The sequence below is a fragment of the Paracoccus maritimus genome (assembly GCF_025195095.1).
Classification (GTDB): domain Bacteria; phylum Pseudomonadota; class Alphaproteobacteria; order Rhodobacterales; family Rhodobacteraceae; genus Paracoccus; species Paracoccus maritimus.
Genome location: NZ_JANAVZ010000003.1, coordinates 233542 through 252032, shown reverse-complemented (window position 1 = coordinate 252032; position 18491 = coordinate 233542). Strand labels below are relative to the sequence as shown.

Below are 18491 nucleotides of genomic sequence, written 5' to 3'. Positions count from 1 at the left end.
ATCAGATCATGACCGACGCCAGCCGCGACAGCGCACAAGCCTATGCCCCAGATCCCCGCAACGCCGAGGTGCAGGTCTATGTGAACGGCGCCTTCGTGCCGCGCGATCAGGCGGTCGTGTCGATCTTCGATGCGGGCTTCGGCCTGGGCGACGGCGTCTGGGAAGGGCTGCGCCTGGTGCGTGGGCGGATCCTGTCGCTGGAGGCGCATCTGGACCGGTTATACGAGGGCGCGAACGCGATCCGGCTGCAGATCGGCATGGATCGCCAGGCGCTTGCGGGCGAAATCCATCGGACGCTGTCGGTCAATGGGATGCAGGACGGTGCCCATCTGCGGCTGATGGTGACGCGCGGCATCAAGTCCACGATCAATCAGGATCCGCGCTTTGTCCAGGGCGGGCCGACCATCGTCATCCTTGCCGAATACAAGCGTCCCGACCCGGCGCGGAAGGCGCGCGGTCTGCGGCTGATGACATCGGCCATTCGCTGTTCGACCCCTGATGTATTCGATCTGCGGCTGAATTCGCATAGTCGGCTGAACTTCATCCAGGCGCTGAACCAGGCCATCGACATGGGCGCGGACGAGGCGCTGATGCTGGATGATCGTGGCTTCGTGGCAAGCTGCAATTCCACCAATTTCTTCATCGTGCGCGGCGACGATCTGTGGACCTCGGACGGGGGGTGCTGCTTCAACGGGATCACGCGGGCGACCGTCATCCGGCTGTGGCGCGAGGCGGGCGGCACGGTGCGCGAGGGGGATTTCACGCTGGCCCAGACCTATGGCGCGGACGAGGCGTTCGTGACCGGCACGCTGGGCGGCATCACGCCGGTGGCCAGCATCGATGGCAGGCCCCTGCGGGCCGGGCTGCCGGGGCGGGTGACGGGCCGTGTGGATCAGCTTTACACCGCCTATGCCGAAGGCTGATCGGTGTTGCGCAACGCAGCGTGCGTTGCGCGATGACAGCCGGGCGACGGAGATTGCGCTGCGGCCAGCAAATGCTGGGAAATCGGCGGCACAACCCGTACGCCGGGGCGACACAGATCGTGCACAGGCTGTACACAGCTAGCGCGCGCAGCTGTTGCGCGGTGCGGTGTCCGTCTGCACCGATCCGTCTTTACCCAAGCGCGGCCCGGACATAGCATCATGCATGTCCACAAGGTCGGGACGCGAGTCGCGGCCGAGATCCGGGGATCTGCGCCATGCGGCTGCCTCCGATTGCCGTTCTTGTCCTTTCGCTGACGGTCTGCGGATCGTCTGCCTTCGCCGAAGATCCCGGCACCCTGACATGGGCGGCCTGTCCGCCTGCCGAACAGGGGGCCGCCGGCACCGAAGGTCTGGTCTGCACGATGGTCTCTGTGCCGATGGATCATCGCGATCCCGGCGGTCCGGGGTTCGATCTGGCGGTCACCAAGTCCCCGGCGCGCCGCGCGGGCGACCGGATCGGCACGCTGTTCTGGAACCCCGGCGGCCCCAGCGATTCGGGCACCGCCTATCTGCCTGCCGCGATCGGCGGTTTCCCGGACGAGGTGCGCGACCGGTTCGACATCGTCAGCTGGGATCCGCGCGGGATGGGCGGGCGCTCGACACCGGTGGTGCAGTGCTTTGCCAGCGCCGAGGAAGAGGCCGAATTCCTGCAGGGCAACCTGCCCGACGGCTTGCCGCTGACCCCGTCCGAGATGGCGCGAAACCATGCGGGTCGCACCGCCTTCAGCAAGGCATGCGCGGCACGGGCGGGCGATCTGCTGGCCCATGTCTCGACCGCCGACAACGCCCGCGACCTGGACCTGCTGCGGCAGGCTGTGGGCGAGGAAACGATCAGCTATTACGGCACGTCCTATGGAACATTCCTGGGCGCGACCTATCTGAACATGTTTCCGGACCGTGTCAGGGCGGCGGTGCTGGACGGTGCCATCTCGCCCTCGGCCTGGGTGGCGGGGCCCGGTGAGGACAGCGGGCTAAGCACCTTTGTGCGCGTCGGGTCGGATTTTGCCGGGCAGTCCAGCATTGGCGCGTTCATGGATGCGTGCGGTGCGGTGCCCGCCTCGGCCTGTGCCTTCTCGGCGGGATCGCCAGAAGCCACGCGGGCCAAGTGGGATAGGCTGCTGACCCGCGCGGCGGCGGGGTTGTCGCTGGATGGCGACAGGATCGATGACCGCGATCTGATGACCTATCTGGGAAGCTCGATCTACACGGTCGAACCGTTGCCCGGCTTCGGCCGTTTTCCGGGATTCGTGGCCGTCGCGCTGTTTCTGGAACGGCTTTGGCAGGCCGATGCCGCGCCGGACGTGGCGACGGTCGCGCCCGATCCGGACGATGCCGCCAACGCGACACCCGCAGCGGCAGGGGCTGCGGGCGCCACGACCGTGGACCAGACCTATGTGACCAGCGCCGGGCGGCAGCTTTCGGTGATCTGCGGGGAAAGCCCCAACCCGGTGGACGCCGAAGCGATCGCGGCACAGATCAGGGCCAGCTATGCCCGCGCGGGATATTCCGGCTGGCCGCTGGCCGCATCGTGCGAGGGTTGGACCGCGCGCGCCGCCGATCCCTATCCGGGGCCGTGGGACAGGCCGACCGGCGCGCCGGTTCTGGTCATCGGCAACAGCTTCGACCCGGCCACGCCCCTTGCCGGATCGGTGCGCATGGCGCAGGAACTGGCCGATGCGCGGCTGCTGGTGGTGCATGGTTTCGGCCATACCGTGCTGATCAATCCCAGCCGCTGTGCGCAGGATTACATCGCGGCCTATCTGGTCGACCGGGTTCTGCCGCCCACCGGCGCGACCTGCCGACAGGACCGGGCGCCGTTTCCCGGCGGCTAGCAGGGCATTGCATCTTGGCGCGCGCGGCGCGCGGGAGGACCGGAAGCCGTCTAAAATGCGGCGTTGACGCGCGCCCCGGCCTCAGGGTGTCCAGTGAAGGAAATTGGCGATCAGGCGCAGGCCGATGGCCTGCGATTTCTCGGGGTGGAACTGAGTGCCGACGATATTGTCGCGGCCCACGACCGCCGTCACGGCGCCGCCGTAATCGACATGCGCAAGGCGATGCGCGGGGTCGGCCACGCGGAACTGCCAGCCATGGACGAAATAGGCGTGATCGCCGGTCGCGATTCCGTCCAGAACCGGGTGCGGGTGGTCGATCACCAGATCGTTCCAGCCCATATGCGGGACCTTCAATCCGGGTGCGTCGATCTGCACGACCGCGCCGCCGATCCAGTCCAGACCGGCGGTTTCGCGATACTCATGGCCGGTCGTCGCCAGCATCTGCATGCCGACGCAGATGCCAAGGAACGGCACGCCGCGCGTCAGAACCGCCTCGCGCAGGGCCTCGGCCATGCCGTCCACCTCGCCCAGGGCGGTGCGGCAGGCGGGGAAGGCGCCGTCGCCGGGCAACACGATGCGGTCGGCGCGGGCGGCCACGTCGGGGTCCGAGGTCACCACCACGTCGGCGCCCACCTCGCGGCCCATCAGCTGGAACGCCTTTTCCGCCGAATGCAGGTTGCCGCTGTCATAGTCGATCAGCGCAACCTTCATAGCGCGCCCTTGGTCGAGGGCAGGGCGCCCGACATGCGCGGATCGGGCTCGACCGCCTCGCGCAGGGCGCGGGCGACGGCCTTGAAGGCGGCCTCGGCGATATGGTGCGAATTGATCCCGTCCAGACGCGCGACATTCAGGCTGATCCCGCCATGGGTGGACAGCGCCTGGAAGAATTCGCGCACAAGCTGGGTGTCGAAGCTGCCGATCTGCGGGGTCGGGAAGTCGACGTTCCAGACCAGATAGGGCCGTCCCGACAGGTCCAGCGCCGCGCGTACCAGCGAATCGTCCATCGCCAGCAGAAAGCTGCCGTAGCGGCGGATGCCGGTCTTGTCGCCCAGGGCCTGCGTCAGGGCCTGACCGATGGCGATGCCGGTATCCTCGACCGTGTGGTGGTCATCGACATGCAGATCGCCCGTCGCGCGGATGGTCATGTCGATCAGCGAATGCCGGGACAGCTGGTCCAGCATGTGATCGAAGAACCCGACGCCGGTCCGGTTGTCATAGGTTCCGGTGCCGTCGAGGTCGATCGTCACCTCGATCTGCGTCTCGGCGGTGTTGCGGGTGATGGTGGCCTTGCGCATTCGGTATCCTTTCACGACGCGGGCCTTATAGGCCGGGCCGGGCGATCAGCCAAGATGCACCTGACCCTCGGGGTAGCGCACGCGCGGGGTGATCCGCGTGGCCAGGAAGAATCCCAGCGTCAGCGGTCCGACCCGGCCCAGGAACATCACCACCATGATGACGAAGCGCCCGAAATCGGAAAGCTCGGCCGTGTAGCCGCGCGACAGGCCGGTGGTGCCGAAGGCCGAGGCGACCTCGAAGCTGATGTCCAGAAAGTGCCCCTCGTGGCTGGCGATCAGGACGAAGGTCGCCGAGAAGATCAGCACCGAGGCGATGGCGATCAGCGCCATGACCTTCAGAACCTCGTCCAGCCCGATGGATCTTCCGAAGGCCCAGATTTCGGTCCGGCGGCGAAAGAACGCCAGCGTGGCCAGCAGCATCACCACGACGGTCGTCACCTTCAGCCCGCCGCCGGTTGAGGTCGGTCCCGCGCCGATCACCATCAGCGCCATGTAAAGCAGCGAGGTCGAATCGTGCAGTCCGCCGATATCGGTGGTGTTGAACCCCGCCGTGCGGGTGGTCACGCCCTGGAACCAGGCCACCGTCAGCCTTGCGCCGGCGCTGTCGAACTGCGCCAGCGTGCGCGGGTTGTTCCATTCGAGGATCGCCGTCAGCCCGACGCCGATCACGATCAGCGCCGCCGTGCCGACCAGCATCAGCCGGGTGTGCAGCGTCCAGCCGTGCCAGAAGCGCCGGTTGTGGATGTCGGCGACCACGACATAGCCGATGCCGCCAAGAATGAAGAGGGCGGGAATGACGAGGTTCACCACCGGATCGGTGGCATAGCCGGTCAGCCCAGCTGAAAAGGTCGAAAAACCCGCATTGTTGAAGGCCGACACGGAATGGAAGATCGCGTGCCAAAGCCCCGGCCCCAGCCCGGTCGCCGGCATGAAGCTGAGACACAGCAGCATCGCCCCGGCGATCTCGGCCATCAGCACGACGCGGAAGATCGTCCAGACCAGCCGGGTTAGCCGGCTGTAGGATGTCTGGTTCAGATCCTCGCGCAGATAGGTGTGGTGGGTGATGCCCATCTGCAGCCCCAGCGCCGACCAGACAAGGACCGCGAAGGTCATCAGCCCCAACCCGCCAAGCTGGATCAGGGTCGCCAGCACCAGTTGGCCCCAGAAGGTCAGCGCATATTGGGTGTCGATGACCGCAAGACCCGTCACCGTCACCGCCGAGGTCGAGGTGAACAGCGCGTCCGACAGGCTGATCGTCTGCCGCGTCATGAAGGGCAGTTTCAGCGCCAGCCCGCCCAGAATGATCAGCGCCAGATACAGGACCGCCAGCACCGCCGGGGGCGGAGTGCGCCCCAGCCAGCGGCGCAGGGCGACGATCGGCTGCGGACGGCGTCTCACAACTGGTCGCCGAACCGTGTCAGATCGACCCGCTTGCCCAGAAGCAGCAACCGGTCGTTGGTCTGCATCGCCGGATCATTGTCGCGCAGTTCGATATATTCGGTGCCGCGCATCAGTCCCAAGGGCGTGATCCCCGGTCCGGTGTTCAGATCCGACAGTTTCCTGCCCTTCAGCCTTTCGGGGATCAGCAGGTTGACGACCGAGAAGCCGTTGCCCAGGGCGACATAGTCCTGAACCGCCGGGTTGTTCAGCATCTGCGCAGCATGTCGCCCCATTTCCAGACCCGGCAGGATCACCCGGTCCGCGCCGATCTTCGACAGGATGCGGTGATGGGTGCGGCTTTCCGCTTTCGCCCAGATCGTCTCGACCCCGATCAGGCGCATGTTCATCGCGGCGATGACATTGCTTTCCAGGTCGTTGCCGATCGACACCAGTCCCACGTCATAGCGGTCAACGCCCGCCTCGCGCAGCGCGCCCTCGTCCGTGGCATCCAGGATGACGACGTTCGACAGCTGTTCGGCCAGCGCGGCGACGCGCCTGTGATCCTTGTCGATGCCCAGCACCCGGTTGCCGAAGCGCGCAAGTTCGGTCGCCACGACGCTGCCGAACGCGCCAAGTCCGATCACCACGAAGCTGCGGTTCTGTTTGCCCATGACACCCCGGCAAGTTAGCGGTCCAAGAGCCCGCGATACTGCACGGGCCAAAGAAGGCGTCAAGATGACGCAGTCGGCGCGCCGGTATGTCGTTTCCCGTCACGAACCCGTCGCTTGCGTGCGCAAATTTCCGCGCCGGTAGCCATTCTGAGCGAATTGTGAGAGGTATGTGACCGAACCGGCAGCTTCTTGCCGGTGCCCGTGCACGAACGACCCGATCCAATAGGGAAAGAGAAAGGGACGCATGTCAAACCAGAAAACACCAGAGGGCGGTCGCAAAAACCTCAAGGGCCGACCCGGCGACGAACGCCGCGAACAAGAGGCGCTGAAGGGACGATACGAGCCCGAACCCGAACCCGAAGTAGAAGCCATTCCCCAGCCCGAGGGCGTCACCGAAATCATCGAGACCGACTACGAGATCGGCCAGAACAATATCGAGGGCGTGAAGCCGTTCCCATTCGATATCCACAACCCGGTCTTCGCGATTTCGGCCATCTCGGTCGTGCTGTTCACGGTCGTGACGATGCTGTTCCCGACCCAGCTTGAACCGCTGTTCGTGCATATGCGCGATGGTGTGACCGGCAATCTGGACTGGTTCTTCCTGCTTGCAGGCAACGTCTTCGTGCTGCTGTGCCTGTATCTGATCGTCACGCCGCTGGGGTCCGTGCGACTTGGCGGGCCGGATGCGACACCTGATTTCAGCCTGACGGGCTGGTTTGCGATGCTGTTCGCGGCCGGCATGGGAATCGGGCTGATGTTCTATGGCGTCAGCGAACCGATCAGCCATTACCAGACCGCGTTCGGCGGCGTTACGCTGGAAGATGGCGTGCGCACCGACTGGGCGCCGCTGGGCGGTGCCGAGGGCAACGAGTTGGAGGCCCGCCGTCTGGGCATGGCGGCGACGATCTTCCACTGGGGTCTGCACCCCTGGGGCATCTATGCGGTGGTTGCGCTGGCGCTGGCGCTGTTTGCCTATAACAAGGGTCTGCCGCTGACCATGCGCTCGATCTTCTATCCGCTGCTGGGCGAGCGTGTGTGGGGCTGGCCGGGCCATATCATCGACATCCTGTCGGTGTTCGCGACGATCTTCGGTCTGGCCACGTCTTTGGGCTTTGGTGCCGAACAGGCGACCGCCGGTCTGAACTACCTGTTCGGGATCCCGAACTCGAACATGACCAAGGTCATCCTGATTCTGGCAATCAGCGGCGTTGCGACGCTGTCTGTGGTGCTGGGCGTCGAGAAAGGCGTCAAGCGCCTGTCCGAGATCAACATGGTGCTGGCCTTCCTGCTGCTGCTGTTCGTGATCCTGGTGGGTCCGACGGCGGAGATCTTCCGCGGATTCTTCGGCAATCTTGGAACCTACGCCAAGGAATTGCTGCCGCTGTCGAACCCGTTCGGGCGCGATGACGACAACTTCCGCCAGGGCTGGACCGCGTTCTACTGGGCGTGGTGGATCAGCTGGTCACCGTTCGTCGGCATGTTCATCGCCCGCGTCAGCCGCGGCCGCACCGTGCGGCAGTTCCTGATCGCGGTTCTGATCGTGCCGTCGTTGATCTCGGTCCTGTGGATGACCGCGCTGGGGGGCACCGCGATCAGCATGACCATCGGCGGCTTCTCGGGCATCACCGACGCCGCGCTGGAACTGAAGCTGTTCCAGATGCTGGGCCAGCTGCCGCTGACCGCCATCACCAGCTTCATCGGGATCGTCCTGGTGATCGTGTTCTTCGTCACCTCGTCGGATTCCGGCAGCCTGGTGATCGACACGATCGCGGCGGGCGGCAAGGTCAACGCACCGGTTCCCCAGCGCATCTTCTGGTGCAGCTTCGAGGGGCTGGTGGCGATCGCGCTGTTGCTGGGAGGCGGTCTGACCGCGCTGCAGGCGATGGCGGTTTCGACCGGGTTGCCGTTCACCATCGTCCTTCTGGGGGCGTGCTGGGCGATCGTGAAAGGTCTGCAGGGTGAACGGCGAGAACTTGCCTGAAGCCTGACCGGCAGAGATATGAACGGGCGGGGTTTTCCCGCCCGTTCTTGTTTTATGACGCGGGCGGTGTCAAAACCGTGACTGAGCCAACAAAGGACCGACGCGATGAGCGATATTTCCGTCAGCGAACGCCGCCTCAGCGCCGCGCTGGACCGCATCGACCAGTTGCTGGAGGCCGGGACCGGGCATCGCCGGGATGCACAGCCGTCTGCGGACACGCCCGATCGGGCCGCGTTCGAGACCCGGATCGAGGACCTGCAGTCCGAGAATGCGCGTCTGGCGGGCGAATTGGCGGCGCTGCGCGCGGATCGGGGCGGCCCGCTGGAGGCCGCGCTGGCCGAGGCGCGGACCCGGCTGACCGGGGCCAGCGAACAGGCCGCGCGACTTTCAGCCGCGAACGAGGAACTGGCCGAGGCGAATCGTGTCCTGATCGAGGCGGCCTCGTCCGAAAGCGGTTCGGAGGATGCCTCGATCGCCGCGCTGGAGGCCGAGATCGAGGCGCTGCGCGCCGCCCGCGCCGCCGAAATTGCGCAGATGGGCGATATCATGCAGGAACTTGAACGGCTGCTGTCCGAGGACGATCAGCGGCACGCGACCTCGGCTTCGCGCGCCGGGGATGACGCGGTGCTGCCCGAGGTCACCGGCGACAGTGCCGGCGTGCCCGAGGGTGAGACGGCGAAACAGGCCGATGACACGCGGGGCATGTCCGGCGGCGAACATGACGACGCATCCAGAGGTGGGGACAGGTAAATGGCCGAAGTCGATTTCACCATCGGGCACAAGGAATATCGTCTTGGCGCACAGGATGGCGAGGAAAAGCTGCTGAAACGCGCCGCCGCGCTTCTGGACGGCGAGGCGCAGCAGATCCTGGAACAGGCCGGACGGATGCCGGAGCCACGCCTGCTGCTGCTGGCCGGGCTGATGCTGGCGGACCGCTATGCGACCATGGAAGACCGTGCCGAGAAGGCCGAGCGGCATCTGAACCGCCTGCAGTCGAACCCCGCGCGGGTCGAGGTGCCGGTGATTCCCGCCGACCTCAAGGAGGCGATGGCCGAACTTGCCGCGCGGGCCGAGGCACTGGCCGAGCGGCTGGAGGATCAGCAGGCCGACTGATGCCGGGCCATCGTCCGCGAAAGCCGGGACCGCGTTAACCCGGCGTTAACGGTTGACGTGTCATGAACGTCGCATGCGCCATTATCTGTCTGCCCTTGTCCTGCTGATCTCTGCCTGCGCCAGCGGTTCACCCGACATGCTGGGCGCGCGCCGCCACGAACTGCGCCAGGACGGCATCGATTTCGTGATCCTTCAGAAGGACGCCGAGGCTGAGATCATCCGGATGGGTTATCTTGGCCGGGCACAGCGCGCCGCCGTTCCCGTGGCGATGGCGCGCGCGGTGGCCACGGCCACCGGCTGTGCGGTCATTCCGGGCAGCATGACGACGCGCATTCCCGGCGATACCGGCGTCGCGCGGTTCGATCTGGATTGCCGCGCCAGTCGCGGCTAGCCGTCGCCCAGAAATGCGGCCAGCGTGTCGGCCACCGCCTCGGGCGCATCCGCATGCATCCAGTGACCGGCGTTCTTCAGGGTCACCAGCCGCGCCTGCGGGAAATAGCCGCGCATCGCGTCCTCGCCCTGCGCATCGATATAGTCCGAACGTTCCCCGGCCATGAACAGGCACGGCCCGTCGAAGGTGGCGCGCGGCAGGTCATCGGGCCATCCCGTCACCTCGTCCATCGACGCGCGCAGCACCGGCAGGTTCAGCCGCCAGCGCGCCGGCTGCGCCTTCAGGTCAAGCTGTTGCAGCAGAAATGCGCGCAGCCCGTCCGAATCGATCCCCGCCGCAAGCCGGCTGTCTGCATCGCTGCGGCGATCGAGATCGTTCAGATCCATCGCCTGCATCGCGTCGATCAGATCGTTCTGGCTGTGCCCATAGGCCAGCGGCGCGATGTCCATCACCACCAGTTTGCGCAGCAGGTCCGGCTGCGTCAGGGCCAGCGCCATGGCCGCCTTGCCGCCCATCGAATGCCCGACCAGATCGGCGCGACCGCCGAATTCTGCGATCGTTTCGGCCAGATCCCCGGCCATCGCCAGATAGCTGTGATCGGCATCATGCGGGCTGTCGCCGTGATTGCGCAGATCGACGGTGACGACCTGCCGCCCATCGGCCAGCCGGCGTGCGATTGCGCCAAGATTTCGGCCCTGACCGAACAGGCCGTGAACCAGGATGACGGGCAGGCCGGATTGCGGCCCCATGACGGTGCGATTCAGTTTCATGCCGCCGATCCTAGGGCGTCTGGCGCCCGCCCGCCATCCCGTCTATTCTGCGCGCCATGAGCCGCGACGTGCAGAGTTTCGAGGATATCCAGGTGATGGCCGACGAGGTGTCGCGGCTGATGGTCGCGCGTTTCGGCGGTGCCCGTCGCGGAGAGCGCCCGTCCCTGCAGGTGATGCTGCGGCGTCGCGGCGGCGCGTTGCCGGCCAAGCTGCGCAAGCCCGCGCGCAGGCTGGCCGAGGCCGATCGGATCAGTGCCCAGCCCAAGGTCGCCCGCCAGCTTGACCTTGCCGCGCTAGGCCGGGCCCACGCGACGCTGACCGAATATCTGCGCCCGCTTGGCGAATTTAGCCGGTGGCGCGGCAGGGCGATCAGCTTTGCCGCATCGGTGACATTCGGGCTGCTGATCCTGGCCGCCGCGGTCATCTGGATCATGGTCCGGCGCGGCCATCTGTAAGGGCTGGCTTGCACGACACGCAAACCGGCATCCTGCCCGGCGCCCCTTGTCAAGGCAGCGTTCGGGCGCGATGTTGGGGCTAACATCCTAACAGGACCGCGCCATGACCCAATCACGTGATCTTCGTCACGCTATCCTTGCGCTTGCGCTGGGGGCGTTCGCCATCGGCACATCCGAATTCGCGGCAATGGGGCTGCTGCCCTATTTCGCCGCCGATCTTGGCATCACCGAACCGCAGGCAGGTCATGTCATCAGTGCCTATGCGCTGGGGGTTGTGGTGGGCGCGCCCGTGACCTCGATCCTGGGCGCGCGGCTGCCCCGTCGACGTTACCTTGCCGCGCTGATCGCGTTCTATGGCGTGATCAACCTGCTGGCGGCCGCGCTGCCGGGATATGCCACGCTGACCGGGATGCGGTTCCTGGCCGGTCTGCCGCATGGCGGCTTTCTTGGCGTGGCGATGCTGTATGCCGCCGACGCGCTGCCGCGCGAACATCGGGCACGGGGCGCGGCGCAGATCGTGATGGGGCTGACGGTGGCCAATATCGCGGGTGTGCCGCTGGCGGGCGCGCTGGGACAGGGCATCGGCTGGCGCTGGGGATTTGCGCTGCCGGGCGTGCTGGCGCTGGTTTCGGCCTGGCTGATCCTGAAGGTCGCGCCGCGTGTCGGAGGCGACCCCGACGCGCGCCCCTGGGACGAGGTGCAGGCGCTGCGCAACCCCCGCGTTCTGTGGATCCTTGCGGTGGGCGCGATCGGTTTTGGCGGGTTGTTCGCGGTCTATGCCTTCCTGACGGCCGCGATGCTGGCAACGACCAGTGCGCCAGGCTGGGCGATTCCGCTGGCGCTGGCGCTGTTCGGCGTCGGTGGCACGCTGGGAATCTGGGCCGCCGGCCGCCTGACCGAACGTCTGGGCCAGATCCGTGCCGCCTTTCTGCTGCTGGGAACAATGGCCGCCACGCAGGGCTTTGCCGCGCTGGTGGTGGGCGACTGGACGCTGATGGTGCTGTCGTCCTTCCTTTTGGGGGCCGGGTCCGGGCTGGTCATTCCTTTGCAGACCCGGCTGATGGATGTCGCGGGCCGGGCGCAGAACATGGCCGCCGCGATGAACCACGCCGCCTTCAACGCGGCCAACGCGCTGGGGCCGTTCCTGGCGGGTCTGGCGCTGGCCGCCGGTTGGGGATGGGCGGCGCCGGGGCTGGTGGGCATCGTCCTTACTGCGGCGGGTGCGGTGGTTCTGACGCTGGCGGTGTGGCAGGATCGTGCCGCCGCGGCGGCGGCAGGCAGCGCATGATCGCCCGCCGCGAGGCCGAGGCGAACTCGCGCCGCCAGGTGACGAACAGCACCACCGTGACCCCTGCGATCAGCGCCCAGGGCCCCGCCAGCCAGCCAAGCGATCCCATCGCGAAATAGACGCTGCGCAGGCCCGAATTGAAGCTGCGCGCGGCGGTGATGTTCAGGTCGGCGGCCTGCTGCGCGCGCTGCGGCGCGACCGGGTCGTTCGGATCGTTCGGCACCGCCGCCATCATGATCGCGCAATAGCCGAACAAGCGGTGCGACCAGACGAATTTCAGGAAGGCGTTGACCACGAAGAACATCGTGACAAGCAGCTTCGCCTCCCACAGCACGGCGGCGCCGCGCGAGAAGTCGAATTCCTGCGCCAGTCCCTGCAATTGTTCGGCATTGCCGATCAGCGCAAGAATGCCGCCCGTCGCGATCATGCAGGCCGAGGCGAAGAAGGCCGTGCCCTCGCGCAGGCTGGCCAGGATGTTGCTGTCGAAGATGCGCGGATCGCGGGTGATGAACTGCAGCATCCATTCGCGGCGAAACCGCATCATCAGGATCGACACCGACGGCCTGCCTGCGGGCGGATGTTCGGTGACCCAGCCGATGGTGAACCAGCTGACGAACAGCAGCACGAGCGCGGCCAGATCGGCTGTCTGAAACATCGTCGGCAGGCTGAGATCGATCCGCATGACCTAAGTTCTACGCCGCGCCGCGCCGCCTTGAAAGCCCCGGACGCGCGCTCTATCGTCGATCATGGGACACGCGCCCGATCCGGAGGATTTTCGGGAGATCCCGCGTGCCGTTGGCGAAGAATTCGCGGCGGCGGGGTCTGTTGCGCGGCATGACGTCGCGCAGATCCCGCGCGCCAGCCGGACATCGAGGCCAGGGGAGGGGCCACCGCGATGATGCAGATGCCTGAACCCGATGCGTCGGTTCTGTCGCGCCGCGAGGCGATCGTCGCGGCGCTGCGGGATGCCGTGCCCAGCGCGGTGATCGACGACCCCGCCGAGACGCGGGTCTATGAATGCGACGCGCTGTCGGCCTATCGATGCGCGCCGCTGGCGGTCGTGCTGCCGCGCACCACCGACGAAGTGTCGCGGCTGATGTCCCTGTGTCACCAGCATGGCGTGCCGGTGGTGCCGCGCGGCGCCGGAACCAGCCTTGCGGGCGGGTCGATGCCCACGGCGGACGCGGTGGTGATCGGGCTGGCCCGGATGACCGAGGTGCTGGAGATCGCGCCGGGCGATCGGCTGATCCGCGTGCAGGCGGGGCGCACCAACCTGTCGGTCTCGGGCGCAGTGGACGGGCAGGGCTTCTTCTACGCACCCGATCCCTCAAGTCAGCTGGCCTGCGCGATCGGCGGCAATATCGGCATGAATTCTGGCGGCGCGCATTGCCTGAAATACGGGGTCACGACCAACAACCTTCTGGCGGTCACCATGGTGCTGATGGACGGCACGGTGGTCGAACTGGGCGGCCCGATGGGCGAGGCAGGCGGGCTGGACCTTCTGGGCGTGGTTTGCGGGTCCGAGGGTCAGCTTGGCATCGTGACCGAGGCGACGCTGCGGATCCTGCCCAAGCCACCCGGCGCGCGGCCGGTGCTGGTCGCCTTCGACAGCAGCGAAACGGCGGGCGCCTGTGTCGCCGCGATCATCCGCGCCGGTGTGCTGCCGGTGGCCATCGAATTCATGGACCGGCCCTGCATCCGCGCGACCGAAGCCCATGCCCATGCCGGCTATCCCGATTGCGCCGCCCTGCTGATCGTCGAGGTCGAGGGAACCGCGCCCGAGATCGACGAACAGCTGGCCCTGATCCGCGATATCGCGCAGGGCTTCGATCCGGTCGAGTTCCGCGAAAGCCGGTCCGAGGACGAATCCCGCCGCATCTGGCTGGGCCGCAAATCGGCCTTCGGCGCGATGGGCCAACTGGGAGACTATATCTGCCTGGACGGCACGATCCCGGTCTCGGCCCTGCCACGGGTGCTGGCCCGGATCGAGGAGCTGTCCCAGGATTACGGCCTGCCCGTCGCCAATGTGTTCCACGCCGGCGACGGCAACATGCACCCGCTGATCATCCATGACGCGAATACCCCCGGCGACCTGGACCGGGCCGAAGCGCTGGGGGCCGATATCCTGCGCCTTTGCGTCGAGGTGGGCGGGTGCCTGACCGGCGAACACGGCGTGGGCATCGAAAAGCGCGACCTGATGACCGCACAATACACGCCCGCCGATCTTGAGGCGCAGATGCGGGTCAAGGACGTCTTCGATCCCCGCTGGCTTCTGAACGCCGCCAAGGTGTTTCCGCTGGACGCGTCTGCCAGCCGCCGCAACGCGCGACCGAACCGGGGCCGGGATGCGGCCTGACAGCGAAGCGGCGCTGGCCGCCTGCATCCGCGACACGCGAGAGCCGCTGTCGATCACCGGCGGGGCCACGCGGCTTTGTCCGGGCGAGGGGCTTGGGATGCGGCTGGACGTGTCGGGCCTGTCGGGCATCATCCGTTACGAACCAGAGGCGCTGACCCTGGTGGTGCGCGCCGGCACGCCGCTGGAAACCGTGCGGCAGACGCTTGCCGCCGAAGGCCAGATGCTGGGATTCGAGCCCTCGGGATTGCCGGGATCGACGATCGGCGGAGTGATCGCCGCGAACGCATCGGGGCCGCGCCGCGTCCAGGCGGGGGCTGCGCGCGACGCGCTGATCGGGGTTCGCTTCCTCGACGGCAACGGCGATGCGGTCAGCAATGGCGGGCGGGTGATGAAGAACGTCACCGGCTATGATCTGGTCAAGCTGATGGCCGGCAGCCGGGGCCGTCTGGGCGTGCTGACCGAACTCAGCCTGAAGACCGCGCCGGCCCCGCCGCTGCGCCGCACGTTGTGCCTGCCGGGTCTGGATGCCACTGCGGCGATCCCGGCCCTGACCGACGCGCTGTCCGGCCCGTTCGAGGTCAGCGGCGCCGCATGGTTGCCCGGTCGCGGTGCGCTAATCCGGCTTGAGGGGCTGGACGGCTCGGTCGCGATCCGCATCGCGGCCCTGCGGGACCGGCTTGCCGTGCATGGCGATGTCACCGAGACGGGCGATGACGCCTGGCATCTTCTTTGCCCAAATACTGATGAAACCGACGGCGATCTGTGGCGCATCGTCTGCCGACCGTCCGAGGCGCCCGCGATCATCGCCGCGCTTCCCGCGCCGCTGTCGGTGGATTGGGGCGGCGCACTGATCCATGTGCAGCTGGAACGCGACCAGATTCCGCGATTGCCACGCTTTTGGGGTCATGCGCGGCGGATTGGTGGCAGTGCGGCGATGATCCTGCCCGCCCTTGATCCGGTGACGCACCGGCTGCAGACGGGGCTGCGGCAGAAATTCGATCCGCGCGGGATCTTTTCGGGGGGCGACTGATGCAGACCAATTTCACACCCGAACAGCTGAAAGACCCGGCCACCGCCAGATCGAACCAGATCCTGCGAACCTGCGTCCATTGCGGGTTCTGCACCGCGACCTGCCCGACCTATCAGGTTCTGGGCGATGAGCTGGACAGCCCGCGCGGCCGGATCTACCTGATCAAGGACATGCTCGAGGCGGGACGGCCCGCCGACGAAAAGACCGTGAAACATATCGACCGCTGCCTGTCCTGCCTGGCCTGCATGACGACATGCCCGTCGGGTGTTCATTACATGCATCTGGTCGATCACGCGCGCGCGCATATCGAGGCGACCTATCGCCGCCCGTGGCGCGACCGGGCGCTGCGCTGGGTGTTGAAGCAGGTGATTCCGCATCCGGGGCGGTTCCGGCTGGCGCTGGCGGGGGCGAAACTGGCCAGGCCCTTTGCGCGACTGATGCCCGATGCGCGGTTGCGGGCGATGCTGGCAATGGCGCCGAAATCCATTCCCCCGGTCAGCCGCAACGATGACGGCCAGACCTTTCCGGCGATCGGCGAACGCCGCGCGCGGGTCGCGCTGATGATCGGCTGCGCGCAGCGTGCGCTGAACACCGAGATCAACGACGCCACGATCCGCCTGCTGCGCCGCGCGGGTTGCGAAGTCGTGATTCCCGAAAAATTCGGCTGCTGCGGTGCGCTGACCCTGCATATGGGCCAGCAGGACGATGCCAAGACCCGTGCCCGCGACAGCATCGCCCGGCTGTTGGCGGCAGAACGTGACGGCGCGCTGGATGCGATCATCATCAACACCTCGGGCTGTGGCACGACCGTCAAGGATTACGGCCATCTGTTCGAAAACGATGACATCGCGGCCGAGGCCGCGCGGGTGTCGGCGTTGACCCGCGACGTGACCGAGTTCCTTGAGGGGCTGGGCCTGCCCGACCGCGCCCGCACCGAAGGGCAGGGCGCGCGTGTCGCCTATCACTCGGCCTGCTCGCTGCAGCACGGCCAGCAGATCAAGTCCGCGCCAGGGACCTTGTTGACCCGGGCCGGTTTCCGGATCGTGGAGCCTGCGGACCCGCATCTGTGCTGCGGCTCGGCCGGGACATATAACCTGTTGCAGCCGGAACTGTCGTCCGAGCTGAAGCGCCGCAAGGTGGCCACGCTGGAGGCGACCTCGCCGCAGATCATCGCGGCGGGCAATATCGGTTGCATGATGCAGATCGGCGGCGCGACCGATGTGCCGGTGGTCCATACGGTGCAATTGCTGGACTGGGCGACCGGCGGACCGCGGCCCGACGGGCTGGGCGCGATTGCCTGAGATTTGCGCGTCGCGCGGGTCTTGAACCGCGATACGCGCTGCCTACATTTTTCCTGCCGGCGGCCATAAAGGCGTCGGAATGCGCCCGCCCGATGACCGGGGGGCATGACATATGCATCGCTTATGAGAGGATGTGACACATGCGTAACTTTGACCTGACCCCGCTTTATCGTGCCTCGGTCGGCTTTGACCGTCTGGCGGATGTCGTGGACCGCGCCATGGCGGCCGACGTGTCGGTGCCGACCTATCCCCCCTACAATATCGAGAAGACCGGCGAGGATGCCTATCGCATCTCGATCGCGGTGGCCGGATTTGCCGCCGATGATCTGAGCGTCGAGGTGCGCGACGGTGCCGTGATCGTCGCTGCCCGCAAGGCGGACGAAGACGACAGCCGCAGCTATCTGCATCGCGGCATTGCCACCCGCGCCTTCGAACGCAAGTTCACCTTGGCCGATCACGTCCGCGTGGACGGCGCCAGCCATGTCGATGGCATGCTGCATATCGACCTGGTCCGCGAGATCCCCGAGGCGCTTAAACCGCGCCGGATCGAGATCGCCAAGGCCTCGCCCAAGGTGGAAAAGCTGGACGCCTGAGAATTGCGTCCCGCGACGGCCGGGGGGCCAGCCCCCCGGACCCCCCGGGCATATTTCGACAAGGAAGAAAGGGCTGCACCGCGCAGCCCTTTTTCACAGCTTGCGGCGTGCGCGCAGCGCGGCGCTGATCGTGCCGTCGTCGAGATAGTCGAGTTCGCCGCCGATCGGCACGCCCTGGGCCAGGCCGGTGACGGCGACGCCGCTGCCCTCAAGCGCCTCGGCGATGTAATGGGCGGTGGTCTGGCCATCGACGGTGGCGTTCAGGGCCAGGATCACCTCGGTGATGCGTTGATCCCGGATCCGGTCGATCAGCGCGGGGATGCCCAGATCGTCGGGGCCGATTTCGTCCAGTGCCGACAAGGTGCCGCCCAGCACGTGATAGCGGCCGCGAAACGCACGGCCACGTTCCAGCGCCCACAGATCGGCCACGTCCTCGACCACACAGATCTCGCCATTGGCGCGGGCGGGATCGATGCAGATCGCGCATTCGTCGCGGTCGGTGATGTTGCCGCAGATCAGGCATTCGCGGGAACTGGTCGCGACACTGCCCAGAAGCTGGGCAAGCTGTGTCATCTGCCCGCCGCGTTTCCGGATCAGGGCCAGCACGATGCGGCGGGCCGAGCGCGGGCCCAGGCCGGGCAGGCGGGCCATCAGGGCGATCAGGGCCTGAATATCGTCGCTGCCTTCGGCCATGCGTGGCGGTCGTCAGAACGGGAATTTCATGTCGGCGGGCAGGCCCAGATCCTGGGTGATCCGGCCCATTTCCGACTGCATCTTGTCCTGCGCGCGGCGCTGCGCGTCCTTGATCGCGGCAAGGATCAGGTCTTCGACCACCTCTTTTTCCGAGGGCTGGAAGATCGAGGGATCGATGTCCAGCGCGGTCAGTTCGCCCTTGGCGGTGCAGGTCGCCTTGACCAGCCCCGCGCCGGATTCGCCGGTCACGGTCAGTTTTTCCAGATCGGCCTGCATCTGGCCCATCTTGTCCTGCATTTCCTTGGCGGCCTTCATCATCTTGGCCATGTCGCCAAAGCCGCCCAGACCTTTCATCATCG

General features: G+C 66.8%; 20 protein-coding genes. 12 read left to right on the top strand and 8 right to left on the bottom strand.

Annotated features, from left to right (window positions below):
* Nucleotides 1-8: 8 nt before the first annotated feature.
* Both MU516_RS06930 and MU516_RS06925 read left to right on the top strand, forming a co-directional pair.
* A complete protein-coding gene (locus MU516_RS06930) occupies nt 9-923 on the top strand; it encodes an aminotransferase class IV (RefSeq protein ID WP_260276491.1) in 915 nt (304 codons plus the stop codon).
* A 275-nt stretch (nt 924-1198) separates the two neighbouring features.
* Nucleotides 1199-2815, top strand: a complete 1617-nt coding sequence (locus MU516_RS06925) for an alpha/beta hydrolase (RefSeq protein WP_260276490.1) — start codon at nt 1199-1201, stop codon at nt 2813-2815.
* Between the two features lie 81 nt (nt 2816-2896).
* On the opposite strand, the gene hisH is transcribed toward MU516_RS06925, so the two are convergent.
* From hisH to MU516_RS06905, 4 genes are read right to left on the bottom strand one after another with little or no spacing between them, the layout of a single operon-like run.
* Nucleotides 2897-3526, bottom strand: coding sequence for an imidazole glycerol phosphate synthase subunit HisH (hisH, locus tag MU516_RS06920; RefSeq protein WP_260276489.1), 630 nt, complete (start codon nt 3524-3526; stop codon nt 2897-2899).
* A complete protein-coding gene (hisB, locus tag MU516_RS06915; protein ID WP_260276488.1) occupies nt 3523-4110 on the bottom strand; it encodes an imidazoleglycerol-phosphate dehydratase HisB in 588 nt (195 codons plus the stop codon). The genes hisH and hisB overlap by 4 nt, the downstream gene beginning before the upstream one ends.
* Nucleotides 4111-4155: 45 nt before the next feature.
* Nucleotides 4156-5508 (bottom strand): TrkH family potassium uptake protein, encoded by a 1353-nt coding sequence (locus tag MU516_RS06910; protein WP_260276487.1) that lies wholly within the window; start codon nt 5506-5508, stop codon nt 4156-4158.
* Nucleotides 5505-6161, bottom strand: coding sequence for a potassium channel family protein (locus MU516_RS06905; RefSeq protein WP_260276486.1), 657 nt, complete (start codon nt 6159-6161; stop codon nt 5505-5507). Before MU516_RS06905 ends, MU516_RS06910 begins: the two co-directional genes overlap by 4 nt.
* A 244-nt stretch (nt 6162-6405) precedes the next feature.
* Here MU516_RS06905 and MU516_RS06900 point away from each other — a divergent pair, with 244 nt between their 5' ends.
* From MU516_RS06900 to MU516_RS06885, 4 genes are all read left to right on the top strand, one after another.
* Nucleotides 6406-8142: a BCCT family transporter gene (locus tag MU516_RS06900; RefSeq protein WP_260276485.1), complete on the top strand. Its 1737-nt coding sequence runs from the start codon at nt 6406-6408 to the stop codon at nt 8140-8142.
* Between the two features lie 105 nt (nt 8143-8247).
* Nucleotides 8248-8892, top strand: a complete 645-nt coding sequence (locus MU516_RS06895) for a hypothetical protein (RefSeq protein WP_260276484.1) — start codon at nt 8248-8250, stop codon at nt 8890-8892.
* Nucleotides 8893-9255, top strand: a complete 363-nt coding sequence (locus MU516_RS06890) for a cell division protein ZapA (RefSeq protein ID WP_209058204.1) — start codon at nt 8893-8895, stop codon at nt 9253-9255.
* A gap of 73 nt (nt 9256-9328) precedes the next feature.
* Complete coding sequence (locus MU516_RS06885) at nt 9329-9646, top strand: hypothetical protein (RefSeq protein ID WP_260276483.1); 318 nt, start codon at nt 9329-9331, stop codon at nt 9644-9646.
* Here MU516_RS06885 and MU516_RS06880 read toward each other — a convergent pair.
* Complete coding sequence (locus MU516_RS06880) at nt 9643-10416, bottom strand: alpha/beta fold hydrolase (protein WP_260276482.1); 774 nt, start codon at nt 10414-10416, stop codon at nt 9643-9645. The two genes, MU516_RS06885 and MU516_RS06880, sit on opposite strands and share 4 nt — an antisense overlap.
* 56 nt (nt 10417-10472) lie before the next feature.
* On the opposite strand from MU516_RS06880, the gene MU516_RS06875 reads away from it, so the two are divergent.
* On the top strand, nt 10473-10871 hold the full coding sequence (locus MU516_RS06875; RefSeq protein WP_260276480.1) for a hypothetical protein: 399 nt from the start codon (nt 10473-10475) through the stop codon (nt 10869-10871).
* A gap of 103 nt (nt 10872-10974) precedes the next feature.
* The gene (locus MU516_RS06870) at nt 10975-12159 is read left to right on the top strand and encodes an MFS transporter (RefSeq protein WP_260276479.1); all 1185 of its coding nucleotides are present in this window, start codon (nt 10975-10977) and stop codon (nt 12157-12159) included.
* On the opposite strand, the gene MU516_RS06865 is transcribed toward MU516_RS06870, so the two are convergent.
* Nucleotides 12080-12841, bottom strand: a complete 762-nt coding sequence (locus MU516_RS06865) for a DUF599 domain-containing protein (protein ID WP_260276478.1) — start codon at nt 12839-12841, stop codon at nt 12080-12082. The genes MU516_RS06870 and MU516_RS06865 overlap by 80 nt on opposite strands.
* Before the next feature lie 216 nt (nt 12842-13057).
* On the opposite strand from MU516_RS06865, the gene MU516_RS06860 reads away from it, so the two are divergent.
* From MU516_RS06860 to MU516_RS06845, 4 genes are all read left to right on the top strand, one after another.
* A complete protein-coding gene (locus MU516_RS06860; protein WP_260276626.1) occupies nt 13058-14515 on the top strand; it encodes an FAD-linked oxidase C-terminal domain-containing protein in 1458 nt (485 codons plus the stop codon).
* Nucleotides 14505-15545 (top strand): FAD-binding protein, encoded by a 1041-nt coding sequence (locus tag MU516_RS06855; protein ID WP_260276477.1) that lies wholly within the window; start codon nt 14505-14507, stop codon nt 15543-15545. The genes MU516_RS06860 and MU516_RS06855 overlap by 11 nt, the downstream gene beginning before the upstream one ends.
* Entirely contained in the window at nt 15545-16846 is a 1302-nt protein-coding gene (glcF, locus tag MU516_RS06850; RefSeq protein ID WP_260276476.1) for a glycolate oxidase subunit GlcF, read from the top strand. The genes MU516_RS06855 and glcF overlap by 1 nt, the downstream gene beginning before the upstream one ends.
* 140 nt (nt 16847-16986) lie before the next feature.
* Nucleotides 16987-17439 (top strand): Hsp20 family protein, encoded by a 453-nt coding sequence (locus tag MU516_RS06845; protein WP_209058214.1) that lies wholly within the window; start codon nt 16987-16989, stop codon nt 17437-17439.
* Nucleotides 17440-17532: 93 nt separating this feature from the next.
* Here the strand turns inward: MU516_RS06845 and recR are convergent, their stop codons facing one another.
* Nucleotides 17533-18132, bottom strand: a complete 600-nt coding sequence (recR, locus tag MU516_RS06840; protein WP_260276475.1) for a recombination mediator RecR — start codon at nt 18130-18132, stop codon at nt 17533-17535.
* A 12-nt stretch (nt 18133-18144) separates the two neighbouring features.
* Nucleotides 18145-18489, bottom strand: a complete 345-nt coding sequence (locus tag MU516_RS06835; RefSeq protein WP_260276474.1) for a YbaB/EbfC family nucleoid-associated protein — start codon at nt 18487-18489, stop codon at nt 18145-18147.
* Nucleotides 18490-18491: the final 2 nt, after the last annotated feature.

Excerpts from the sequence above, each read along its gene's own strand:
- recR (WP_260276475.1), bottom strand. The coding sequence starts at position 18,132 with ATGGCCGAAGGCAGCGACGATATTCAGGCCCTGATCGCCCTGATGGCC.
- MU516_RS06875 (WP_260276480.1), top strand. The coding sequence starts at position 10,473 with ATGAGCCGCGACGTGCAGAGTTTCGAGGATATCCAGGTGATGGCCGAC.
- MU516_RS06900 (WP_260276485.1), top strand. The coding sequence starts at position 6,406 with ATGTCAAACCAGAAAACACCAGAGGGCGGTCGCAAAAACCTCAAGGGC.
- hisB (WP_260276488.1), bottom strand. The coding sequence starts at position 4,110 with ATGCGCAAGGCCACCATCACCCGCAACACCGCCGAGACGCAGATCGAG.
- MU516_RS06880 (WP_260276482.1), bottom strand. The coding sequence starts at position 10,416 with ATGAAACTGAATCGCACCGTCATGGGGCCGCAATCCGGCCTGCCCGTC.
- MU516_RS06885 (WP_260276483.1), top strand. The coding sequence starts at position 9,329 with ATGCGCCATTATCTGTCTGCCCTTGTCCTGCTGATCTCTGCCTGCGCC.
- MU516_RS06890 (WP_209058204.1), top strand. The coding sequence starts at position 8,893 with ATGGCCGAAGTCGATTTCACCATCGGGCACAAGGAATATCGTCTTGGC.
- MU516_RS06895 (WP_260276484.1), top strand. The coding sequence starts at position 8,248 with ATGAGCGATATTTCCGTCAGCGAACGCCGCCTCAGCGCCGCGCTGGAC.
- MU516_RS06865 (WP_260276478.1), bottom strand. The coding sequence starts at position 12,841 with ATGCGGATCGATCTCAGCCTGCCGACGATGTTTCAGACAGCCGATCTG.
- MU516_RS06835 (WP_260276474.1), bottom strand. The coding sequence starts at position 18,489 with ATGATGAAAGGTCTGGGCGGCTTTGGCGACATGGCCAAGATGATGAAG.
- MU516_RS06925 (WP_260276490.1), top strand. The coding sequence starts at position 1,199 with ATGCGGCTGCCTCCGATTGCCGTTCTTGTCCTTTCGCTGACGGTCTGC.
- MU516_RS06855 (WP_260276477.1), top strand. The coding sequence starts at position 14,505 with ATGCGGCCTGACAGCGAAGCGGCGCTGGCCGCCTGCATCCGCGACACG.
- MU516_RS06930 (WP_260276491.1), top strand. The coding sequence starts at position 9 with ATGACCGACGCCAGCCGCGACAGCGCACAAGCCTATGCCCCAGATCCC.
- MU516_RS06905 (WP_260276486.1), bottom strand. The coding sequence starts at position 6,161 with ATGGGCAAACAGAACCGCAGCTTCGTGGTGATCGGACTTGGCGCGTTC.
- MU516_RS06845 (WP_209058214.1), top strand. The coding sequence starts at position 16,987 with ATGCGTAACTTTGACCTGACCCCGCTTTATCGTGCCTCGGTCGGCTTT.
- MU516_RS06860 (WP_260276626.1), top strand. The coding sequence starts at position 13,058 with ATGCAGATGCCTGAACCCGATGCGTCGGTTCTGTCGCGCCGCGAGGCG.
- MU516_RS06870 (WP_260276479.1), top strand. The coding sequence starts at position 10,975 with ATGACCCAATCACGTGATCTTCGTCACGCTATCCTTGCGCTTGCGCTG.
- hisH (WP_260276489.1), bottom strand. The coding sequence starts at position 3,526 with ATGAAGGTTGCGCTGATCGACTATGACAGCGGCAACCTGCATTCGGCG.
- glcF (WP_260276476.1), top strand. The coding sequence starts at position 15,545 with ATGCAGACCAATTTCACACCCGAACAGCTGAAAGACCCGGCCACCGCC.